Source organism: Seonamhaeicola sp. ABD4_175 (assembly GCF_056160885.1).
Window position 1 is genome coordinate 522,954 of sequence record NZ_JBSWYC010000002.1, and the last position, 21,672, is coordinate 544,625.

17 protein-coding genes are annotated in these 21,672 nt (G+C 32.8%); 10 read left to right on the forward strand and 7 right to left on the reverse strand.

Annotated elements, in window-relative coordinates:
- Positions 1-23: 23 nt before the first annotated feature.
- Entirely contained in the window at positions 24-722 is a 699-nt protein-coding gene (radC, locus tag ACXAG4_RS08680) for a RadC family protein (RefSeq protein WP_475295681.1), read from the reverse strand.
- Positions 723-775: 53 nt separating this feature from the next.
- Here radC and ACXAG4_RS08685 point away from each other — a divergent pair, with 53 nt between their 5' ends.
- Positions 776-1,228 (forward strand): DUF1569 domain-containing protein, encoded by a 453-nt coding sequence (locus tag ACXAG4_RS08685; protein ID WP_475295682.1) that lies wholly within the window; start codon positions 776-778, stop codon positions 1,226-1,228.
- Between the two features lie 47 nt (positions 1,229-1,275).
- A complete protein-coding gene (locus ACXAG4_RS08690; protein ID WP_475295683.1) occupies positions 1,276-1,992 on the forward strand; it encodes a hypothetical protein in 717 nt (238 codons plus the stop codon).
- Between the two features lie 7 nt (positions 1,993-1,999).
- Here the strand turns inward: ACXAG4_RS08690 and ACXAG4_RS08695 are convergent, their stop codons facing one another.
- Together ACXAG4_RS08695 and ACXAG4_RS08700 are read right to left on the reverse strand one after the other, a co-directional pair.
- Complete coding sequence (locus ACXAG4_RS08695; protein ID WP_475295684.1) at positions 2,000-3,355, reverse strand: UDP-N-acetylmuramate--L-alanine ligase; 1,356 nt, start codon at positions 3,353-3,355, stop codon at positions 2,000-2,002.
- 191 nt (positions 3,356-3,546) lie between these two features.
- Entirely contained in the window at positions 3,547-4,500 is a 954-nt protein-coding gene (locus ACXAG4_RS08700) for a tetratricopeptide repeat protein (protein WP_475295685.1), read from the reverse strand.
- Positions 4,501-4,669: 169 nt separating this feature from the next.
- Between ACXAG4_RS08700 and ACXAG4_RS08705 the strand changes: the two genes are divergently transcribed.
- The 3 genes from ACXAG4_RS08705 to ACXAG4_RS08715 all read left to right on the forward strand — a co-directional run bounded on the left by ACXAG4_RS08705 (position 4,670) and on the right by ACXAG4_RS08715 (position 13,076).
- On the forward strand, positions 4,670-11,071 hold the full coding sequence (locus tag ACXAG4_RS08705) for an alpha-2-macroglobulin family protein (RefSeq protein ID WP_475295686.1): 6,402 nt from the start codon (positions 4,670-4,672) through the stop codon (positions 11,069-11,071).
- A 95-nt stretch (positions 11,072-11,166) separates the two neighbouring features.
- The gene (locus tag ACXAG4_RS08710) at positions 11,167-11,661 is read left to right on the forward strand and encodes a hypothetical protein (RefSeq protein WP_475295687.1); all 495 of its coding nucleotides are present in this window, start codon (positions 11,167-11,169) and stop codon (positions 11,659-11,661) included.
- On the forward strand, positions 11,658-13,076 hold the full coding sequence (locus ACXAG4_RS08715) for a T9SS type A sorting domain-containing protein (protein ID WP_475295688.1): 1,419 nt from the start codon (positions 11,658-11,660) through the stop codon (positions 13,074-13,076). Before ACXAG4_RS08710 ends, ACXAG4_RS08715 begins: the two co-directional genes overlap by 4 nt.
- Here the strand turns inward: ACXAG4_RS08715 and ACXAG4_RS08720 are convergent.
- From ACXAG4_RS08720 to ACXAG4_RS08730, 3 genes are all read right to left on the reverse strand, one after another.
- The gene (locus ACXAG4_RS08720) at positions 13,073-13,594 is read right to left on the reverse strand and encodes a DUF4136 domain-containing protein (protein WP_475295689.1); all 522 of its coding nucleotides are present in this window, start codon (positions 13,592-13,594) and stop codon (positions 13,073-13,075) included. The two genes, ACXAG4_RS08715 and ACXAG4_RS08720, sit on opposite strands and share 4 nt — an antisense overlap.
- A gap of 81 nt (positions 13,595-13,675) precedes the next feature.
- A complete protein-coding gene (obgE, locus tag ACXAG4_RS08725; protein WP_475295690.1) occupies positions 13,676-14,674 on the reverse strand; it encodes a GTPase ObgE in 999 nt (332 codons plus the stop codon).
- A gap of 77 nt (positions 14,675-14,751) precedes the next feature.
- Complete coding sequence (locus ACXAG4_RS08730; protein WP_475295691.1) at positions 14,752-15,861, reverse strand: adenylate kinase; 1,110 nt, start codon at positions 15,859-15,861, stop codon at positions 14,752-14,754.
- A 138-nt stretch (positions 15,862-15,999) separates the two neighbouring features.
- Here ACXAG4_RS08730 and ACXAG4_RS08735 point away from each other — a divergent pair, with 138 nt between their 5' ends.
- The 5 genes from ACXAG4_RS08735 to ACXAG4_RS08755 all read left to right on the forward strand — a co-directional run bounded on the left by ACXAG4_RS08735 (position 16,000) and on the right by ACXAG4_RS08755 (position 20,808).
- Positions 16,000-17,154, forward strand: coding sequence for a 5-(carboxyamino)imidazole ribonucleotide synthase (locus ACXAG4_RS08735; RefSeq protein WP_475295692.1), 1,155 nt, complete (start codon positions 16,000-16,002; stop codon positions 17,152-17,154).
- A gap of 66 nt (positions 17,155-17,220) precedes the next feature.
- Positions 17,221-17,700 (forward strand): 5-(carboxyamino)imidazole ribonucleotide mutase, encoded by a 480-nt coding sequence (gene purE / locus ACXAG4_RS08740; protein WP_475295693.1) that lies wholly within the window; start codon positions 17,221-17,223, stop codon positions 17,698-17,700.
- Between the two features lie 157 nt (positions 17,701-17,857).
- The gene (locus tag ACXAG4_RS08745; protein WP_475295694.1) at positions 17,858-19,900 is read left to right on the forward strand and encodes a M3 family metallopeptidase; all 2,043 of its coding nucleotides are present in this window, start codon (positions 17,858-17,860) and stop codon (positions 19,898-19,900) included.
- An 84-nt stretch (positions 19,901-19,984) separates the two neighbouring features.
- Entirely contained in the window at positions 19,985-20,536 is a 552-nt protein-coding gene (locus ACXAG4_RS08750) for a sigma-70 family RNA polymerase sigma factor (protein ID WP_475295695.1), read from the forward strand.
- Positions 20,537-20,547: 11 nt separating this feature from the next.
- Positions 20,548-20,808, forward strand: coding sequence for a hypothetical protein (locus tag ACXAG4_RS08755; RefSeq protein WP_475295696.1), 261 nt, complete (start codon positions 20,548-20,550; stop codon positions 20,806-20,808).
- On the opposite strand, the gene ACXAG4_RS08760 is transcribed toward ACXAG4_RS08755, so the two are convergent.
- Positions 20,805-21,641: a UbiA prenyltransferase family protein gene (locus ACXAG4_RS08760; protein ID WP_475295697.1), complete on the reverse strand. Its 837-nt coding sequence runs from the start codon at positions 21,639-21,641 to the stop codon at positions 20,805-20,807. The two genes, ACXAG4_RS08755 and ACXAG4_RS08760, sit on opposite strands and share 4 nt — an antisense overlap.
- Positions 21,642-21,672 lie beyond the last annotated feature (31 nt).

Sequence of the window (21,672 nt, forward strand, 5' to 3'; positions counted from 1 at the left end):
GGCTTCAGAATTTATTTAGTTAGCTATAAAATGGCTTCATCGGCAAAACTAAAATAGGCTTTTTCAGTAATAATTAAGTGGTCTAGCACTTTAATATCTAAACTTTGGGCGGCAATTTTAAGTTTATTGGTAATTTGTTTATCGGCTTCACTTGGTTTTAAAGTTCCTGACGGATGATTGTGTGCTAAAATTAAAGCCGTAGCACCAAGTTCTAAAGCTTGTTTAAACACTAAACGCACATCAACCAACGTACCTGTTATACCGCCTTTACTTAACTGATTTTTTTGCAGTACTTTATTTGAATTATTTAGATAGATTATCCAGAATTCTTCATGTTGAAGTTCGCCAATTATAGGTTGCATTAATTCAAAAACCGAAGTGCTTGAGGTTATTTGCCTTTTTTGTAGAGCCTCTTCTCCTCGCCTTCTTCTTCCTAATTCTAAAGCAGCGGCAATGGTTATGGCTTTAGCTTCGCCAATACCTTTAAATGCCATAAGTTGTTTAATAGATAATTTACCTAACGCACTCAAATTATTATCTACACTGGCTAAAATACGCTTACAAAGGGCTACAGCACTTTCGTTTCTGTTACCAGAACCTATTAAAATGGCTACCAATTCAGCATCACTTAAAGCGGTTTTTCCTTTGTAAAGTAGTTTTTCTCGAGGCTGATCATCTTGCGACCAATTTTTTATTGAAAACGATGTGCTTTTTTCTGGCATTTGATAAAGATAATTATTGTAAATTACTGCTGCAATAATAAATTTACTTACCCATGAAATCTTTATTTGAATCAGAAACTAAATTTGAAATACTTAATAGGCTCAATAAATTATCTCCTAAATCACAAGCAAAATGGGGTAAAATGAATGTTAATCAAATGCTTGTGCATTGCCAAAGACCCATTGCATTAGCACTTGATGAAATTACAATAAAAAAGCCCAACTTTTTAGTAGGTTTAATGATGAAAATGGTTGCGCCAAGTTTATACAATGACAAACCCTGGAAACAAGGCTTACCAACCGCTAACGAATTTATTATTGCTGGCCAAAAAGATTTTGTTTATGAAAAAGATATTCTTACTGAAAAGATTGAAAAAATGAGCAGCTCAAAAGGGTATTTTGAACCTAAAAAGAAACATCCTATTTTTGGGAGTTTTACTGCAGACCAATGGGGAAAAGCGCAATACAAACATTTAGACCACCATTTTAAACAGTTTGGTGTTTAACCCATTAAAATACTATGCAAGCTAATAACATATAACTAAAGAAAGTTATGAAACAACAGCAAAAAATCACATTAATTTTAAGTATATTCTTTATACTTTTTTTATTTATTGACCCAGTTTATGCAGGCCCTGGAGGTACTGTAGCCAAGGCTCTATTTAAAACTTGGTGGGGTAAATTAATAATGTCTATACTGGCAATAATTTTACTTCCTCTAATATTTTACATAAAAACTATTGAATTTATTGCTGTTAGAAAAGCAAAAAAACAATTAGCTAAACTTGGTAGAATTAATAAAGACTTTATGTGGTTAAATATTCAAAAAAATGTTTCTAACGTGTTTAGTAGAGTACATATAGCCTGGAATAAAGAAGATATGAGTGAAGTATCTAATTATGTTAACCATTGGTATTGGCAAAACCAACAGTTGGTTCATTTAGACCGGTGGAAAAGTGAAAACCTTAAAAATGTTTGTAAATTAGAACGCATTAAAAACATAAAACCTTTATACCTTGAAATATCTGATAGTAAAAATTTTGAAGGTTCTAAAATTGCTTTTAGCATAACCGCAAATATTGAAGATTATTTAATTAACAAACAAACTAGAAAAATTGTTGAAGGCAAAAGAGGTTTTGATGATAATACCAAAATTTGGATTATGGAATATAGCGAAGGAAAATGGTTGCTAGACGATATAAGGGATGACGGATTCTCTTTAAGTTTTGCTAAACTTGAAAATATTGTACCTGTTTTAGAAACAGCATAATCCCCACCTACACTATTAACGTTTTAACCTCATCAAAATCTAAACCACCATAATTACCAGAACTCATAAGCAATAACGATTTATTTGTAAAATTTTGAGAAAAGAGATAATTCTTAAAATCTTCAGGATTGGTATAAATTATTAAATCTTCTCTCTGAAAAGCATCAGCTATTTGCTTATGAGTAATGGTATCTAACTTTTTAATTTCAACAGCATGTGGTGAATAGAAAACCACAGCAACATCGGCTGCATTTAAAGCGCCTTTGTATTCTTTTAAAAATTGGGCATTTAAACTGCTATACGTATGTAATTCTAAACAAGCTACTAAGGTTCTATTTTGGTATTGCTCTTTTACCGCATTGGTAGTGGCTTCAACTTTACTTGGTGAATGCGCAAAATCTTTGTAAGCAACACTATTTGCGCTTTCAGCAATTTTCTCCAGACGCTTACTTGCCCCCTTAAAAGTGGCTATGGCTTCATAAAATTCATCTTCTTGAATACCCATATGCTGACAAATCCATTTGGCACCGGCTAAATTATTTAGGTTGTGTTTTCCAAATACTTCAATAGGCAAATCTCCTTCTGGCGTTTCTAAAAGTGTTTCGCCATCTTCAACAGTATACTCTGGTGTTTTATACGGTATTTTTCTAATGGTATTCTCGCTAGCTTCAACTACACGTTTTACCTCAGCATCTTCTTGGTTGTAGTTAATACTTCCACCGTTAACAATAGAATCTACAAATATGCTGAATTGTTCAACGTAGTTTTCATAAGTTGGAAACACATTAATATGATCCCAAGCAATACCACTTAACAACGCAATATTGGGTTTGTATAAATGGAATTTTGGTCGCCTATCAATTGGTGAGCTTAAATACTCATCGCCTTCTAGCACTATAAAATCGTTTTCCTCAGTAAGTTTTACCATTACATCAAAACCTTCTAACTGCGCGCCAACCATAAAATCAACATCTCTATCATGGTAATGCATAACGTGTAAAATCATTGAAGTAATAGTTGTTTTACCATGACTACCGCCAATAACTACACGGGTTTTGTGTTTACTCTGCTCGTACAAAAATTCAGGATAACTATAGATTTTTAAACCCAATTCTTGGGCTTTCAATAATTCAGGATTATCTTCTTTAGCGTGCATTCCTAAAACAATAGCATCTAAAGTAGAAGTGATTTTCTTGGGAAACCAACCAAAAGCTTCTGGCAACAATCCTTTTGCTTTTAATCTTGATTTTGAAGGTTCAAAAATAGTATCATCGCTTCCTGTTACCTTGTATCCTTTGTTGTGCAATGCTAAAGCTAAATTGTGCATTGCAGCACCTCCTATGGCTATAAAATGTACGTTCATATAACAAATATCTACTTATAAGCTTAAAGTTCAAAGTTTAATTTTGAAAAGTTTAATACCCTAACAGTAATAAATGGTTATAGACGGTTTTGATATGCGTTAGGGATTGAGGCATTTGTTGGAGCTCTTTTGTGAGGCACGAGCAAAAAGCGACTGCCGAAAGCCCGACCCCTTGTGGGTAACGCCCTAATTTATAGTCTTAAAATTTTATCTTTTTCTTCTTTAGCTTGTTTAAAGTTACTGCGGGTTGCCAAGGCTTTGTCTATCCATTTTAAAGCGGCGGTTTTGTCTTGTTTATTTTTGTGAATTTGGGCTAACCTAAAATAGGCCCATTCAATAGGTACACCATCTTTAACCGAGTGGTTTTTTATGTAGGCATGTAGGCATTTTTCGCCTTTTTCTAATTGAATATTATAGTCTGCGCATACTTTTCCTATTTGATAATGCATGGCATTACGGTTGTGTTTTTGGTAAGCTTGCTCAATATTTTGAATGGCTTGCTCTGGTTTGTTTTGTTTTTCGTAAAAATTGGTTAATTTTTCAAAACACGTTACAGAACCGCCTGTGTTTAAAGCTAATTTATAATATTTTTCGGCTTGTTCTGGTTCTTTATCGTATTCATAAATGTAGCCTTTGGCCAAATAACCATCTACTTTTGAAAGGTTTTGCAGCTCATTAGCATAATGTAATGCTTTGCTTTTACTGCCACCAATTATACCGGGTAGTTGCATGTATAATTCTACCAATGCCCAACGGGCATCAACGTGTTGTTTATCTAATTCGGCAGCTTTTAAAAAGGCAGCTTTTACATCATCAATAATAGTTAATGCTTTAATTTTACTTACCGATAGCGCTTTCATGCCCAAAGCACCACCGTATTTATATTGGTAATTGGCATTTTTAGCATTGGCGTTAACCAATATTTTGTAGTTATTTATTGCTTTATCCCATTTTTTTTGGTGGCCATAGGCATCGCCCAACAACTCTATAGCCAATAAATTATTAGGGTTTTCTTCAACAAATTTTACTAAAACAGGTTCTGCTTTGGCATACTGTTTTTTTGCTAACATGGTTTGCGCTTGCTCAATATTTAACTGTCCATAAGTTAAAACAGGCAACAACAGTAGGTATATTAATTTGTTCATAAGTTTTTTGTCGGTTTCACAAAGTTAAACATTACAAGTTTCTTTTAAAATGAGTAAATTAACTCACCCAAAATAGAGGTTTACTCATTGGCTATTTTTTGGTACAGCTTTTGAATTTAGCTTAGCAAAACAAGCCAATTAAAAAATAACCTTATACAACGTACAGTTCATGAAAAACTCACTATTAGCATTAATGATTATACTTTTTGCAAACATAACCAATGCCCAACACAACAATTACGAAGTACTTTGGCAAAAGGTTGAAAAACTTGAAATTGAGGGTTTACCTAAATCTGCACTTAAAATTGTTAATGATATTGCCCTTAAAGCTAAAAAAGATAACAACGCCCCACAACTTATTAAAACACTTTTATTTAAAAGTAAGTTTGCTTTAATTTTAGAGGAAGATGCGCAACTAAATATAATTAATGATTTTAAAACTACTATTGAAACTAGCAGTTTCCCAACAAAAAATGTTTTAGAAAATCAACTAGCTAATTTGTATTGGCAATATTTTAAACAACATAGATGGCAATTTTACAACCGCACCAAAACTGATAAAAAAGTAAATAAAACCGATTTTAGAACCTGGGATTTACAAACATTATTTAATGAAATTAATGTGCATTACCAAAATTCACTACAAAACGGCTTAATGCTTCAATTAGAAGATTTAGCAAATTATAATGCCATTTTAAACACCCAAAAAGACTCCAAGGTTTACAGGCCAACACTTTTTGATTTTTTAAACCATAATGCTTTAGAATTTTACAAAACCAACGAAACACACATTACCAAACCGGCATATAAATTTGAAATTGATAATCCAGATTTTTTAGCTAACGCTGAAACCTTTTCGGCATTAAACATTACATCAAAAGACAGTACTTCTTTGCAATTACAGGCTTTAAAAATTTATCAAAACTTAATGCATTTTCATTTAAAAAGCAAAAACGCAAAAGCTTTAGCCAATGTTAATATTGAACGCTTAAAATTTGTTGAAACGCATGCTACTTTCAGCAAAAAACAATCACTTTTATTAAACGCTTTAAAAACTGAAGCCGATAAAAATAAAACGAATGAAACTGCGGCTTTATACCATTTTGAAATAGCCTCAATTTATGTTGAATTAAGCAAAACCTACAACGGAAACACCAATAAAGAACACCGCTTTAAAGCCAAAGAGGCGCTAGAAATTTGCAATACTACCATGGCTAATTTTCCTGAAAGCTTGGGTACCGAAAAATGTAAAATTCTTAAAAAGCAAATATTAAAACCAACTCTAAACATTACTACCGAAAATTATTTACCAATACAACAGCATGCTAGAGTTTTGGTAAACTACAAAAATACTGACACACTGCACTTTAAAGCTTTTAAATTAAACGAAAAACAGTTTGAAAAATTTGCTAAAATTTATAATCAAGTTGATAAATGGGAATTTTTAAACACATTAAAACCTACTAAAACTTGGGAAAACTTACTACGCAATGAAAACGATTATCAGCGCCATAGTACCGAAATATTACTACCTAAACTAAACAATGGGCGCTATGTTGTTTTAGCCACAACTGACAAAAATAGCAATGCCTTTTTTGCTCAAACCACGGTACAAATCACCAATTTAGCTATGGTTGATGCTGAAAATAACACGCATCAAATTTTTCAATTAATTAACAGAAACAATGGCGAACCTATACCTAATGCCGCCATTAAAATGTCATACAGTTCCAGATACAACGGCAATAGAAAAACCCAAAACCACACCACCAATAGCCAAGGAAAAATAAGCATTAAAAAAACAAATAATTACTACCGCAACATAGCTATTAAAGTAAACCATAAAGATGAAACGGCTTATTTTGGAAATTACTGGATGGGTTCACACCAAAACAAGCAACAACAAAAAACACAGTACAAAGCTTTTGTTTTTACTGATAGAAGTATTTACAGGCCTGGACAAACCGTATTTTTTAAAGCCATTGCGCTTAAAACTAAAAACAACACTTCTGAAGTTTTAGCTAATGAAAATTTATATGCGGTTTTATACAATACCAATGGTGAAGAAATAAAAGAATTAGAACTAAAAACCAATGTATTTGGCTCTGTTAGTGGCGAGTTTATTTTACCAAACACAGGTTTAAACGGCCAGTATTACATTGAAATTGATGCTGATAGAAGTGATTTATATTCAAATCATTATTTCTCTGTTGAAGAATACAAACGCCCAAAATTTGAAACCACCTTTAACCCCGTTAAAGAAACTTTTAAAATTAACGATTCTGTTACCGTAAAAGGTAATGCTATTGCTTTTGCGGGTAGTAATATTACAAATGCTAAAGTTGTATATCGTGTACACCGTAAAGTGCAATATCCGCATTGGTTTTATTGGTACAGACCAAATTTTAACAGCGAGCCTCAAGAAATAACCCACGGCGAAACCGTTACCAATACCAATGGTGAATTCAGCATTACCTTTAAAGCGCTGCCAGACACGAGTGTAGATAAAAAAAGTCTGCCTATTTTTAAATACGAAATCACTGCCGATGTTACCGATGTAAACGGCGAAACCCGAAGTGCAACAACCCTTGTAAATGTTGGTTATCATGCTTTAACTGCCAAAATTATTATTAATGAAGCACTCAATAAAAACAATAAAAACCAAACACTAACTATTGATACAAAAAACTTAAATAACGAATTCACACCCGCTAAAGGCAGCATAAAAATTTACAAACTTAAAGCTCCAAATACTGTTGTAAGACCACGCCCTTGGCCTGCGCCAGATTATCAAGATTTTTCAAAAGAAAAATTTAAAAACTTATTTCCAAATGAGGCTTTTACAAACGAACATTTACCTAATGAATGGAACAAAGGTGCTCTTGTTTTAAATAAAACTTTTAATACCGAAATTTCAAAAACACTTGACTTAGGAAAAATTAAAAAATGGGAATCAGGGCAATACATCGTCATTTTAGAAACTAAAGATAAATTTAATCAAAAGGTTAAAGACGAAACAAAAATATCTTTATTTAGTGATAAAGATGATAGTTTAGCCGACAATCAATTATTTAATATAACAACAAACAAAACTACATACAACGCAGGCGAAACGGCTTTTATAACCTTAGCTTCGGCAGCAAAAAACATAGTAATTACAGTATCTATTGAAAAAAATCATGATATTATTGATACCCAAATAATTCGTTTAAATAACAATAAAAAAACATTAAGCATTCCTGTTACCCAAAATGATGTTGGTGGATTTGCTATTCATTACAGTTTTGCTGCTTTTAACAGTGCTCAACAAGGTACATTGCCAATTTTGGTACCATACCCAGAAACCGATTTGCAAATTGAAACCAACACCTTCAGAGACCGTTTGCAACCCGGAACAGATGAAACTTGGAATTTCAACATAAAAGGTCCAAAAGGCGACAAAGTTAGTGCCGAACTTTTAGCAAGTATGTATGATGCCTCCTTAAACCAGTTTAAAAACCATAATTGGTACTTCAACCCTATTAACAAACCCGCATATTATAGTGCTTTTAGAAGTAAAATGCACCAAAGTTTTGGCACCACAAACTTTAAAGTTTACAATTCATTAAGTTATAATTACCATTATCCAAAGCAATATTATGACACATGGAATTGGTTTGGGTTTTCAATGAACTTTAATAAATGGACGTATAACAGATATTTAAATGCATTAAGACCAAAATTTACATCAAAACATAAAGAAACTTTTGATAAAAATTTAAAAGCAGGTGTTATTAGCGGTACTGTTTATGATGAAGCTGGAGAGCCATTACCAGGAGCAAACATTATAATTATAGGAACAGAAAACAAAGCAATCACAGATTTTGATGGTAATTTTACTATTGAAGCAAAAAAAGGAAACACACTTAAAATTATCTATTTAGGCTTTTTAGATTATGAAGTTAAAATTGGCAATAATAATGTTTTAAAAATAGCCTTAGTTGAAGATAGCGCCCAATTAGATGAAGTTGTGGTGGTTGGTTATGGCACACAAAAAAGAAAAGAATTAACAGGAGCAGTATCTAAAGTTATGGCTGAAGAAGCTGAAGTTTCTGAAGGACAAGCAATGATAAAAGGACAGGCAAATGACAATGAACTAAATATTCCTCCGCCTCCTAAACCTGAGAGTCCAACTAAAACAGATTTTAGCGAAATCAAAATTCGAAAAAACCTAAAAGAAACCGCCTTTTTCTTTCCGCATTTAAAAACAGACAATGAAGGCAATGTAAGTTTTAGTTTTACAACTCCCGAAGCGTTAACACAATGGAAATTGCAATTATTAGCGCATACCAAAAACTTAAAAAGTGCCACAAAAACATTAACTACAGTTACTCAAAAAGAACTCATGGTTATACCAAATGCACCACGTTTTTTACGCGAAGGTGACAGTATTAATATAAGTACTAAAATTTCAAATTTAACCGTAAAACCACTTTCAGGACAAGCACTACTTATTTTAACAGATGCTATTTCAGGAAAAGATATTACATCAAAATTACTTGTGAATAATAATAGTACTTCAACACTTAAAAGTGTGCAAAATTTTTCAGTATCATCAAAAGGTAACACTCAAGTATCGTGGCGTTTATCAATACCTGATGATGTTCAAGCTATTCAATATAAAATTGTTGCAAAATCTGAAAGTTTTAGTGATGGCGAGCAAAATGCATTACCTGTACTTTCAAACCGCATGTTGGTGACAGAAACTTTACCCATGTGGATAAAAAGTAACGAAACTAAAACCTTTACATTAAATAAGTTAAAAAACAACACCTCTTCTACATTAAAACACCACAAATTAAGCTTAGAAATAACGTCTAATCCAGCGTGGTATGCTGTACAAGCATTACCTTATTTAATGGAATACCCTTATGAATGTAATGAGCAAACATTTAGCAGGTATTACGCCAATGCGTTAGCTAGCCATATTGTAAATTCTAACCCCAGAATAAAAGATGTTTTTAATCAGTGGGCATCAGAAGACGTGCTCATTTCAAACCTTGAAAAAAATGAAACATTAAAATCTATTTTAATTCAAGAAACGCCTTGGTTACGCGATGCACAAAGTGAAACCGAACAAAAAAAGCGTATTGCTTTGTTGTTCAATTTAAATAAAATGAATAACGCATTACAATTGGCTTTAAATAAACTAAAAGGCAATCAAATGTCATCAGGCGCATGGCCTTGGTTTAATGGCGGTTATGAAAGCCGATGGATTACACAACATATTATTACTGGTTTTGGGCACTTGCATAAACTTGAAGTAACCAATAACACTAGCGATACATCTCAAATGATTAAAAAGGCCATTAAATATTTAGATGAAGCTTTTATAAAAGAATACAAAGACCTAAAAAAATACAATAAAAATATTGATTTAAACAAAGACCATTTAAGCCATAATCAATTGCATTATTTATACATGCGTAGTTTCTTTCCGCAGGTAAAAAAATCTAAAGAAGTTGAAAATGTTATTGCATATTACCAATCACAAATTCAAAAATACTGGTTAAACCGTTCATTGTACGCCAAAGGTTTAATGGCTTTAATTTCACATAGAGCCAATGATGTAAAAACAGCTTCAAAAATTATAAAATCTTTAAAAGAAAATAGCATTACCTCTGAAGAATTAGGCATGTACTGGAAAGAAAACACAAACTCTTGGTTTTGGTATCAAGCACCAATTGAAACGCAAGCACTACTAATTGAAGCGTTTTCTGAAACTGGCACACGCATTCAAAATGAAACTAAAAATTTAGAAACTATAGACAACCTTAAAATTTGGCTACTTAAAAATAAACAAACTAACCGTTGGAAAACTACCAAAGCAACTACCGAAGCGGTGTATGCCTTACTACTTCAAGGTAGCAATTGGTTGGATGTTACAGATATGGTTGATGTTTCTGTTGGTGGAGAAACTGTAAATCCTTTAAAATTAGAAAACACCAAAATTGAAGCTGGCACAGGGTATTTTAAAACCTCTTGGAATGCCCAAGAAATTAAACCAAATATGGGCAATGTTACACTAACAAAAAAAGGTAATGGTATTGCTTGGGGTGGTTTATATTGGCAATATTTTGAAGATTTAGATAAAATTACTTCAGCTAAAACCTCATTAAAAATCTCTAAAAAATTATTTTTAAAACAAAACACCAATACGGGTGAAGCTCTTAGTGAAATAACTTCAAAAAGCAATTTAGAAGTTGGTGACCTGATACGCGTTAGAATTGAAATTAAAAACGACAGACCTATGGAATTTGTGCATATGAAAGATATGCGTGCCGCTGGTTTAGAGTCTGTAAACGTTTTATCTAACTACAAATGGCAAGACGGGTTAGGCTACTATGAAAGTACAAAAGATGCCAGTACAAACTTCTTTTTTGATTATTTACCAAAAGGTGTTTTTGTTTTTGAATATGATTTACGTGTAAACAACACCGGAAACATGAGCAACGGCATCACTACCATACAAAGCATGTATGCGCCCGAGTTTAGCAGCCACAGTAAAGGCCTAAGAATTCAGGTTAAGTAATGCTACTAAAATAACAAATTTACAGAAGCTCCAAAAAAATGGGGCTTCTTTAGTTTTAAGCAACAACACTAAACAGTTTTTAGTAACTTTGTGTTATGCAACGCCCCACAATATTATGTCTTCTTTTTTTAACCGCATGCTTGTTATTAAACTTAACGGCATGTGCAAGTAAAAATATAGAACCACCAACCCTTACCAAAAGCGGCAAACCCAAATTGCTTTTTATAAATTTTAATATAACACAAAGCAAAAACAGAAAACATATTACTTTAATTAATAAAATTGAAACCGAAGGTACACTTAAACAAAATAGCCTTTTAAAAAATGGTAAACAAGGCGATTTACTTTGCAGTTTACTAAACAAACAAGGGCGCATGCTTGAACAATTCAGTATAAAAAATCCGCTTGAAAAACACATGGAATATATTAACCATGATAAACAACTGCAAACAAAACATGTTCAGTTAAAAAAATCATCGTTTACTATTCGCATTCCTGCTTATGCTAACGTGTATTATTTAAGTGTTTCTGAAATTGATGCTTCAAACAAGAAAACAAAACCATTAATTAAAACCAAAATTAACCAGTGAAATATCTGCTACATATCATTGTAATATTGGTGAGTTTTGCATCTGCTTTTGCTCAAACTTTTGATGTTGAAGCCATAAAAATAACTGGTGATAATAACAAACGTATAAACTTAGTTATTTTAAGTGACGGCTACCAAACTACCGAGTTAAACACTTTTATTACAGATGCTACAAACTTTAGTGATTACCTTTTTAGCCAATCGCCTTATTTAGAATATGCTAATTATTTTAATGTATATGCTATAAAAGTACCTTCAAATGAAAGTGGTGCAGACCACCCAGGAACAGGTAGCGCTAGTCATGAATCTGGTTGGCCCGTACCCACACAAATGGTAGACACATATTTTAATGCAACTTATGATGCCTTTGGAAATCATTTTTTATTGTATTATGAAATTGATGGATTTAGCGCTAATAATACCCAAGCCAAAATAGAAACTGTTTTAGCTAACAACTTTCCAACTTATGATCAAGCACTTATACTTGTAAACTCGCCCTATTATGGCGGTAGTGGTGGTAAATTTCCAATGGCTTCAACCGGTACAAGTTCATTAGAAATTGCTGTTCATGAATTAGGGCATTCCCTTTTTGATTTAAAAGACGAATATTATCCTGGAGATATATTGGCTGCTGAGGCCATAAATATGACACAAGAAACCAACCCTAATACCGTAAAATGGAAAAACTGGATGGGTACAAACAATATTGGCATACACCAGCATACAGGCAGTGGCAATGCTTCAATGTGGTACAAACCAAGACATGCCGAATGTAAAATGGAAGTTTTAAACAAACCTTTTTGTGCTGTTTGTAAAGAAGGTATGATTGAAAAAATTCATAGCCTCATCTCTCCTATTGATTCTTTCACCCCAGAAACAACAACTCTTGAGGCTTTAAATTTTCCGCTTAATTTTCAGCTTAATTTAATAAAACCTATACCTAACACTTTAGAAAGTGTATGGACACTTAACAACGTTAATTATGCCAACAATGTTGATGATGTTTCTATTACTGAAACTAATTTAAATGAAGGCAGCAACACCCTTTCAGTAACCGTTACTGATAATTCTAATATGCTAAAGGTAGATAACCATGAAACATTTCATATTTACAATGTAAACTGGACTATTAATTACAGTGCTTTGGGTACTGAAACTATTACTAGCAACAAAAACACCTTTAAAATAAGCATGTTTCCTAACCCAACTAATACTTTTTTAAATTTTACAATTGAAAGTACTAACAGCCAAAAATTACGCATAGTTTTAAGCACAATTGATGGCAAACAAATTACATCTAAAAAACTAAATACCTCAACACAAATTAACACAAGTCATTTACAAACAGGAATTTACATTGCTAATATTTATGCAAATAATATACTTATTGCAAGTAAAAAAGTAGTAAAACATTAAGGTTTTGGCGGATAACCAGCTAAAATTTTATCGGTAATAGCTTTTAAGCGCGTTTCTCTGTTTTCAGGTGTTGCATTAGGATTAAAACTAGATTCGCTAACAGCTTGCCAAAACAAACCAATGCCTTTTTCATCAACAAAATCAACTGTAATTTGTCGGTTTACATTAGGTTGCCCAATAGGTATACCAATTGAAACGCCACCACCAACATTACGGCCGCCACCACCTAAACCTACGCCTACACGTTGCCTTGGTGCGCCTTGAAATTCAGCACTTTTTATATCAATTAAAAAATCGGGGTTTTCAGAAATTGAAAAACCTAATGTGGTCATTTTAGCATCAAAAGCATCTAAAAAACGTTTAGTGTCTAACGCACTTAAACCGGTTTTCATATCTCCAAAATATTGATAGGTTTTGTATTTTGAAAAATTAGTAGTGCGTTCATAATCATAATTCACCTTAATGGGTGCGCAACCTACTATTAAAAATATAAACAGAAGTAATTGTAAATGTTTCATTGTTAGCTAATTTTTAATTTAAAGATAATCAAAAATTATTCCAATGAGTTTTTGTTTTAAATTGAAATGAATTCTTGCCCACTAATCATTCAACATTTTCCAAAGTGTATCTTTTAACTCGGTGATGCCCTTTTGCGCTACCGATGAGATAAACATGTATGGAATTGGCAAATTATTATCAAGCTCTTGCTTCATTTCAGCTTTAAGTTCATCATCTAACATATCACTTTTAGAAATAGCAATAAAACGCTCTTTATCTAACATTTCTGGGTTGTATCGCCTTAATTCATCAAGTAAAATATCATATTGTTTTTTAATATCATCGGCATCGGCCGGAATTAAAAACAATAATACCGAGTTGCGCTCAATATGACGAAGAAAATAATGCCCAAGCCCTTTACCTTCAGCAGCACCTTCAATAATACCCGGAATATCGGCCATTACAAAGGTTTGGTAATCTCGGTATTTCACAATACCTAAATTAGGCTTTAGGGTTGTAAACTCATAATCGGCTATTTTTGGTTTTGCAGATGTTATTACAGATAGTAATGTAGATTTTCCGGCATTTGGGAAACCCACTAAACCAACATCGGCTAAAACCTTAAGCTCAATAGTAACATACTTTTCTTGCGTAGGCATACCTGGTTGTGCGTAGCGTGGTGTTTGGTTTGTAGACGATTTAAAATGCCAATTACCTAAACCACCTTTACCGCCTTCTACAATAATTTTTTCTTGCGCATGTTCTGTAATTTCAAAAAGGATGTTATTGGTTTCGGTATCTCTAACAACGGTTCCTAAAGGCACATCAATATACACGTCTTCACCATCAGCACCTGTGCTTCTACTTTTACTACCGTGTTCTCCATGGCCGGCGCGTATGTGTTTTTTAAATTTTAAGTGTAATAATGTCCATAAGTTTTCATTACCACGAATAATTACGTGCCCACCACGGCCACCATCGCCACCATCTGGCCCGCCTTTTTCAATATATTTTTCTCTGTGTAAGTGCGCAGAACCTTGTCCGCCTTTACCAGAGCAAACATACATTTTTACATAATCTACAAAATTTCCTTCTGTCATTTGTCTTTGTTTATTTGTTTTGCGTTAAGTCGTTTAGTCGTATATTCACTTTAAACAACTAAACAAATAAACGTTTACTATAAGGCGTCTATTACCGTACTTAAACGTTTTGTAATATCTTCAATACTGCCAACACCATCAACGCCGTAATATTTATTTTGTGCAGAGTAATAATCTTTTAAAATGGCGGTTTTATTGTAATATTCTTTAATTCTATTTCTAATAATAGACTCATCGGCATCATCTGCTCTTCCGCTAGTTTTACCTCTTTCAAGTAAACGTTTTACTAAAACTTCATCATCAACTTCAAGCGCTATCATGGCATTTATTGCAGAATCTTTAGAATCCATTAAGTTATCTAGAGCTTGCGCTTGAGCGTTTGTACGCGGAAAACCGTCAAAAATAAAACCATTTGCATCGGCATTTTTTTCAACTTCAGCATTTAACATGTCTATAGTTACTTGATCTGGCACTAACTCTCCTTTATCAATGTATGATTTTGCAAGCATTCCAAGGGCTGTTTCGTTTTTAATATTAAACCTAAAAACATCGCCTGTTGAAATATGAACTAAGTTATATTTTTCTTTTAAGAAGTTTGCTTGTGTTCCTTTACCTGCACCTGGAGGGCCAAATAGCACTAAATTTGTCATGTGTTGTGTTTCTTTTATTTGATATATTTCTGGTAAATCTCTACCTAAGTTATCGTAGTCTAAGCCATAGCCAACAATAAATTTATTAGGTATTTCTATACCAACATAATGTAATTTAAAATCTTTTTTATAAGCTTCGGGTTTGTAAAAAAGCGTTGCAATTTTTAATGCTTTAACCTTTTCATTTTGAAAAATACGGTGTACTTCGGCTAAGGTATTTCCTGTATCAATAATATCTTCTAAAATTACTACAGTACGCCCTGTTAAATCTTGCGTTAAACCTATTAAACGCTGTATATCTTCGGTAGATTTTACACCTTCATAAGATGCTAATTTAATAAACGTAACCTCGCAAGCCTTTGGGTATTTTTTCACAAAATCACTTGTAAACATAAAAGAGCCGTTCAAAATTCCAATAAAAACAGGTATTTCGTCTCCTAAATCGTTTGCTATTTCTTTAACCAGTCTATCAATTGCTGTATCAATTTGATTTGCAGTAATAAACGGTTTAAAATATTTGTTATGTAATTTTACCACCTTAAACGTATTTTTAAAGCTGCAAAGATAATTAAATGATTTACGTTTTTAGGCTTTTGAATTACGTTTTAGAATCCTTTTTTTAATATTTAAGTGTATTTTTGCATAACTTTAATACGTTTCATAAAAAAAACATGAATGAACTACTTCTCTTCTAACTTTAAACTAGGCATTTTAGGTGGCGGTCAATTAGGTAAAATGCTACTTTACAACACAAGAAAGTTTGATATACAAACCAATGTAATGGATGCTAGCCCTGAAGCACCAAGCAAACTAGCTTGTAACAATTTTACACTTGGTGATTTAATGGATTATGATGCCGTTTTTAACTTTGGAAAACACGTTGATGTATTAACTATTGAAATTGAAAATGTAAATGTTGATGCTTTAGAAGCTTTAGAAAAAACAGGTATAAAAGTTTACCCAGCAGCAAAAACACTGCGCACCATACAAAATAAAGCAAAGCAAAAATTGTTTTACGTTGATAACAACATACCAACAGCCCCATTTACACGTTTTGCTTATACTTCTGAAATAGAAGAAGCTATTAATCATGGCGGATTAACATTACCTTTTGTTTGGAAAAGTGCCCAATTTGGGTATGATGGCCAAGGCGTAAAAATTGTTAAAACGCTTAATGATTTACAAAACCTACCAAACGTAGAATGTATTGCCGAAACATTGGTGCCATTTAAAAACGAATTAGCTGTTATTGTTGCCCGTAGTGCTAACGGTGAGGTTAAAACTTACCCAGTGGTTGAAATGGAATTTCACCCAGAAGCCAACCAAGTTGAGTACGTAATTTGTCCGGCTAGAATTGATGACAACTTAGCAAAAAAAGCTAAAGATGTGGCTTTAAAAGTATCTAAAGCATTCAATCACGTAGGCCTTTTAGCGGTTGAAATGTTTCAAACAGAAAATGATGATATTTTGGTAAATGAAGTTGCCCCAAGACCACACAACTCTGGGCACCAAACCATTGAGGCTAGTTACACATCACAATTTGAACAGCATATACGTGCCATTTTAAATTTACCGCTTGGTAGAACCGACAGTAAAGTTGGTGGCGTTATGGTAAATCTTGTTGGTGCCGAAGGTTATACTGGTAATGTAGTTTACCAAAACATTGAAACTATCATGAAAATGGATGGTGTAACACCACATATTTACGGTAAAAAAGAAACCAGACCATTTAGAAAAATGGGCCATGTTACTATTGTAAATGAAGATTTAAATGAAGCCAGACGCGTTGCTGAAGACGTTAAAAAATCTATTAAAGTAATAAGCGAATAAATAATATTAAAAACTAAATATAAACTTTAAAATTTGGTTTTTTCAAAATTATAAATTTCAAAATTTATGAGTAAAATAGGCGTAATTATGGGAAGTAAAAGTGATCTTCCTGTTATGCAAGATGCTATAGACATCTTAAAAGGGTTTGATATTGAAGTTGAAGTAGATATAGTATCTGCACACCGTACACCCGAAAAATTATTTGACTACGGAAAAAATGCCCACACACGCGGTTTTTCAGTAATAATTGCAGGTGCTGGTGGTGCTGCTCATTTACCAGGCATGATAGCCTCATTATCGCCTTTACCTGTAATTGGCGTGCCTGTAAAAAGCAGTAATTCAATTGATGGTTGGGATTCTGTTTTATCTATTTTACAAATGCCAGGTGGTGTACCTGTGGCTACAGTTGCATTAAACGGTGCTAAAAATGCTGGTATTCTAGCTGCACAAATTATTGGAGCGCATGATACTTGTGTTTTAGATAAAATTATAGCCTATAAAGAAGGCTTAAAAATTAAAGTAAACGAATCTGCTAAAGATTTATAGCCATAAAAAAACCTCGAATAAAAATTCGAGGTTTTCAAGCTATTAACATATAATCCTTATGAGTTAGTCACTCGCAAAAATCTGTCGGGTGCAAATATAAAACTTTTTTTTATTATGCATGCATAATAACTAAACTTTAACATTTCATTATAAACTTATGTCATACAAAATATTACTTGAAACGTTTAATACGCCATACAACACAGCTCCTTTTTCTAAAATTGAAGACAGTTATTACCTTCCTGCCTTTAAAGAAGCTATAGAAAATGCTAAAGCCGAAATTGATGCCATAGTTAATAATACTGAAGCACCAACTTTTAAAAATACCATTGAAGCTTTAGATTTTTCAGGTGAACAATTAGATAGAATTTCAAGTGTATTTTTCAATTTAAATTCTGCTGAAACTAATGAGACTATTCAAAAAATAGCTCAAGAAGTTTCACCTTTACTTTCAGAATTCAGTAACGATATCACGTTAAACCAAGCTCTATTTCAACGTATAAAAACCGTTTATAACGCCAAAAACACCTTAAACTTGACTATTGAACAGCAAACGCTGCTTGACAAAAAATACAAAAGTTTTTCTAGAAATGGCGCTAATCTTTCAGATGATAAAAAAGAAACTTTAAGAGCTATTGACAAAGAGCTTAGTAAATTAAAACTTAAATTTGGTGAAAATGTATTGGCAGAAACCAATGCCTTTGAAATGTTAATTACAAATGAAAAAGACTTAAGTGGTTTACCCGATGGCACAATTGAAGCTGCAAAACAGTTAGCCGAAAGTAAACAAAAAGAAGGCTGGCTTTTCACTTTAGATTACCCTAGCTACATACCTTTTGTAACCTATGCAGATAACCGAGAACTGCGTAAAAAAATAAGTTTAGCCGCCGGTAGCAAAGGTTTTAAAAATAATGATTTAAACAATCAAGATATTGTTTTAAACATTGTAAAACTTAGGCACCAACGCGCAAACCTTTTAGGTTACAAAACCCACGCCCATTTTGTTTTAGAAGAACGTATGGCACAAACGCCCGAAAATGTCACTAATTTTCTTAATGAATTATTAGAAAAAGCAAAACCTGCCGCCACTAACGAGTTTGAAAACCTTCAAAATTTTGCTAAAAATATAGATGGTATTGAGCAACTTCAAAAATGGGACGGTGCTTATTATGCTGAAAAATTAAAACAAAAACTTTTTAGTTTAGATGACGAAAAACTAAAACCTTATTTTAAATTAGAAAATGTAATTGAAGGCGCATTTACAATTGCCAAAAAATTATTCAACTTACATTTTGAAGAAATAAATAGTATTGATAAATATCATAAAGACGTTTTAACATACAAAGTAAGCAACACTAATGGCGATTATATTGCTATACTTTACGCCGATTTTTTCCCAAGACCAGGCAAAAGAAACGGTGCGTGGATGACAGTTTACAAACCACAGTACATTAAAAATAATGAAAACTCTAGGCCACATATATCTATAGTTTGCAACTTTACAAAACCAACAAAAAGCAAACCATCACTCCTTACTTTTAACGAAGTAACCACGTTGTTTCATGAATTTGGTCATGCGCTACACGGTATGTTAGCCAACACCACTTACCCAAGTTTATCGGGCACCAGTGTATTTTGGGATTTTGTTGAATTACCAAGCCAAATAATGGAAAATTGGTGTTTTGAAAAAGATGCTTTAGAGTTATTTGCAACTCATTATGAAACTGGCGAGGTTATTCCAATGGATTTAGTAGAAAAAATTAAAGCCTCGGCTACATTTCATGAAGGCATGCAAACCTTACGCCAGTTAAGTTTTGGCTTATTAGATATGAGTTGGCACGGTGGTGATTCTCCAGAGTCAATAACTTCTGTAAAAGCGCATGAAAATAAGGCATTTAGCAACACAAAACTATATCCTGATGTTGAAGAAAATTGTATGAGCACAGCCTTTGCACACATTTTTCAAGGCGGCTATTCTTCGGGCTACTACAGCTATAAATGGGCCGAAGTTTTAGATGCTGATGCTTTTGAATATTTTAAACAAGAAGGTATTTTTAACACAAAAGTAGCCAACAAATTTAAAGACCATGTTTTAAGTAAAGGCGGTACCGAAAACCCAATGACGCTATACAAACGCTTTAGAGGTCAAGAGCCTAAACCTGAAGCTTTATTAAAGCGTGCAGGATTAATTAAAAAATAAATGTTTTTATTGAATGTATTAATATTTACAACTTAAAACGGTTTCATTTTTTTATTTTACTTTTGATAAAAGAAAACACGCAATATGCCCAACCATCAAATTAATCCGAATAATTGGATCGATTTATATTCCGACTATCTCTACAATTACACCATTACCCGTGTAAATGACAAAGACATAGCGAAAGACCTTGTACAAGATACTTTTCTGGCGGGCTTAAAATCAATGAAAAACTTTAAAGGCGAAGCCAGTGAACGCACTTGGCTTATTAGTATTCTTAAAAGAAAAATAATTGACTATTACCGAAAAATTAATTCTAACAAAGGTAAAGCCGAAGTTAGAATGAATTATAACGACGCTGAAAGTGAAGGCGATTGGTTAGAAGAACGCGTAGCAGATCCGTTTGACAAAACAGCCGAAGATGATATGCAAAACAATGAACTTGGTGAAGCCATACATAATTGCTTAGGCAAATTACCCAGTAAGCAAGCCAATGTTTTTAAAATGAAAACCATTTTAGGCTATGAAACCGAAACCATTTGTAATGAATTAAACATTACACCGTCTAATTTATGGGTAATTATTCACAGAGCACGTACTGCTATGGCCGATTGCCTAGAAAAAAACTGGTTTTAACAATGGAAAATATGAAGAAGAGCTTTTTATTTGTAAGCTGTGATGAAGCGCAACATTTATGCGACAAAGCACAATATAATGAGGCTAGTTTATTTGATAAAATAAAACTTAACCTAAGACTTACATGGTGCCACGTTACAAGAGCCTATTACAAACGCAACACAAAACTAACCAAAAAAATAAACGAAGCTAATGTTGATTGCTTAACTCCAGAAAGCAAAGAAAACATGAAAAAAGAGCTTGAAAATGCTATAAAAAAACAGGCCAATTAACCTGATAACACAACTAATATTACAGCCCATAAAACAGGTATTCCTTCAACCCAAAACGAACTGTAATATTTTGTTTGCTCCTTTTTTGAAAACAACAAAAAAAGCAACGTAATCAATAAAACAACACATAAAGTAAGTGTATGCATTAATTGTTTTTCGGTTTTAAAAACCTCTAAAACAGCTATAAAAAACAACAAGAATACGCCTATTATTTTGGTGCGCTTTGCTCCTATTCTCTGTGGTATTGTAGATAGCTTAACACTATCAAACTGTAAATCTCTAATTTCAAAAGGAAACATTAAAACTATAATGTAAATAAAGCGTTGTGCAACTATTAAAATAACATTTATAGTAACATCAAAAGAGGTATTAACTACGGGTAAAACAACCGTAACTCCTGCCCAAACCAAGGCTATTAAATAAATTTTTAAGCCACCAATACTTCGTAAATTTTGTTGCTTATCAATAAACAAATGTTTTGGTAAAAATGGTATAGCATAAAAAAAAGTAACAACACCAAAACAAGCAATACACACACGAGTTTCTGGTTGTAATTTACTACCAGAATAACACATAAAAACAAAACAGAAAAACGAAAACACCTGTATAGCCTTTAACCAACTTGCTAAACGCCTATGATGGAATTTTGCCATACCAAAAAACTTCACAAAATTATAACCTGTAATAGTAGCAAAAAATAAAAACAACAATAACACAACATCAATAGAAAAACCCAACTCAATTTGTGTTACAACAGCCAAAGCACACACAGACAAAGCCACATGAATACTACTATTTATATAAAAATTTAAAAGCTGTTTAAAATATTGCATCAAACAAAAATAATTAAACTGTTAACAACAG

Excerpts from the sequence above, each read along its gene's own strand:
- ACXAG4_RS08720 (WP_475295689.1), bottom strand. The coding sequence starts at position 13,594 with ATGAAACATTTACAATTACTTCTGTTTATATTTTTAATAGTAGGTTGC.
- obgE (WP_475295690.1), bottom strand. The coding sequence starts at position 14,674 with ATGACAGAAGGAAATTTTGTAGATTATGTAAAAATGTATGTTTGCTCT.
- ACXAG4_RS08690 (WP_475295683.1), top strand. The coding sequence starts at position 1,276 with ATGAAACAACAGCAAAAAATCACATTAATTTTAAGTATATTCTTTATA.
- ACXAG4_RS08685 (WP_475295682.1), top strand. The coding sequence starts at position 776 with ATGAAATCTTTATTTGAATCAGAAACTAAATTTGAAATACTTAATAGG.
- ACXAG4_RS08735 (WP_475295692.1), top strand. The coding sequence starts at position 16,000 with ATGAACTACTTCTCTTCTAACTTTAAACTAGGCATTTTAGGTGGCGGT.
- ACXAG4_RS08700 (WP_475295685.1), bottom strand. The coding sequence starts at position 4,500 with ATGAACAAATTAATATACCTACTGTTGTTGCCTGTTTTAACTTATGGA.
- ACXAG4_RS08750 (WP_475295695.1), top strand. The coding sequence starts at position 19,985 with ATGCCCAACCATCAAATTAATCCGAATAATTGGATCGATTTATATTCC.
- ACXAG4_RS08755 (WP_475295696.1), top strand. The coding sequence starts at position 20,548 with ATGAAGAAGAGCTTTTTATTTGTAAGCTGTGATGAAGCGCAACATTTA.
- ACXAG4_RS08705 (WP_475295686.1), top strand. The coding sequence starts at position 4,670 with ATGAAAAACTCACTATTAGCATTAATGATTATACTTTTTGCAAACATA.
- ACXAG4_RS08695 (WP_475295684.1), bottom strand. The coding sequence starts at position 3,355 with ATGAACGTACATTTTATAGCCATAGGAGGTGCTGCAATGCACAATTTA.
- ACXAG4_RS08760 (WP_475295697.1), bottom strand. The coding sequence starts at position 21,641 with ATGCAATATTTTAAACAGCTTTTAAATTTTTATATAAATAGTAGTATT.
- purE (WP_475295693.1), top strand. The coding sequence starts at position 17,221 with ATGAGTAAAATAGGCGTAATTATGGGAAGTAAAAGTGATCTTCCTGTT.
- ACXAG4_RS08710 (WP_475295687.1), top strand. The coding sequence starts at position 11,167 with ATGCAACGCCCCACAATATTATGTCTTCTTTTTTTAACCGCATGCTTG.
- radC (WP_475295681.1), bottom strand. The coding sequence starts at position 722 with ATGCCAGAAAAAAGCACATCGTTTTCAATAAAAAATTGGTCGCAAGAT.
- ACXAG4_RS08745 (WP_475295694.1), top strand. The coding sequence starts at position 17,858 with ATGTCATACAAAATATTACTTGAAACGTTTAATACGCCATACAACACA.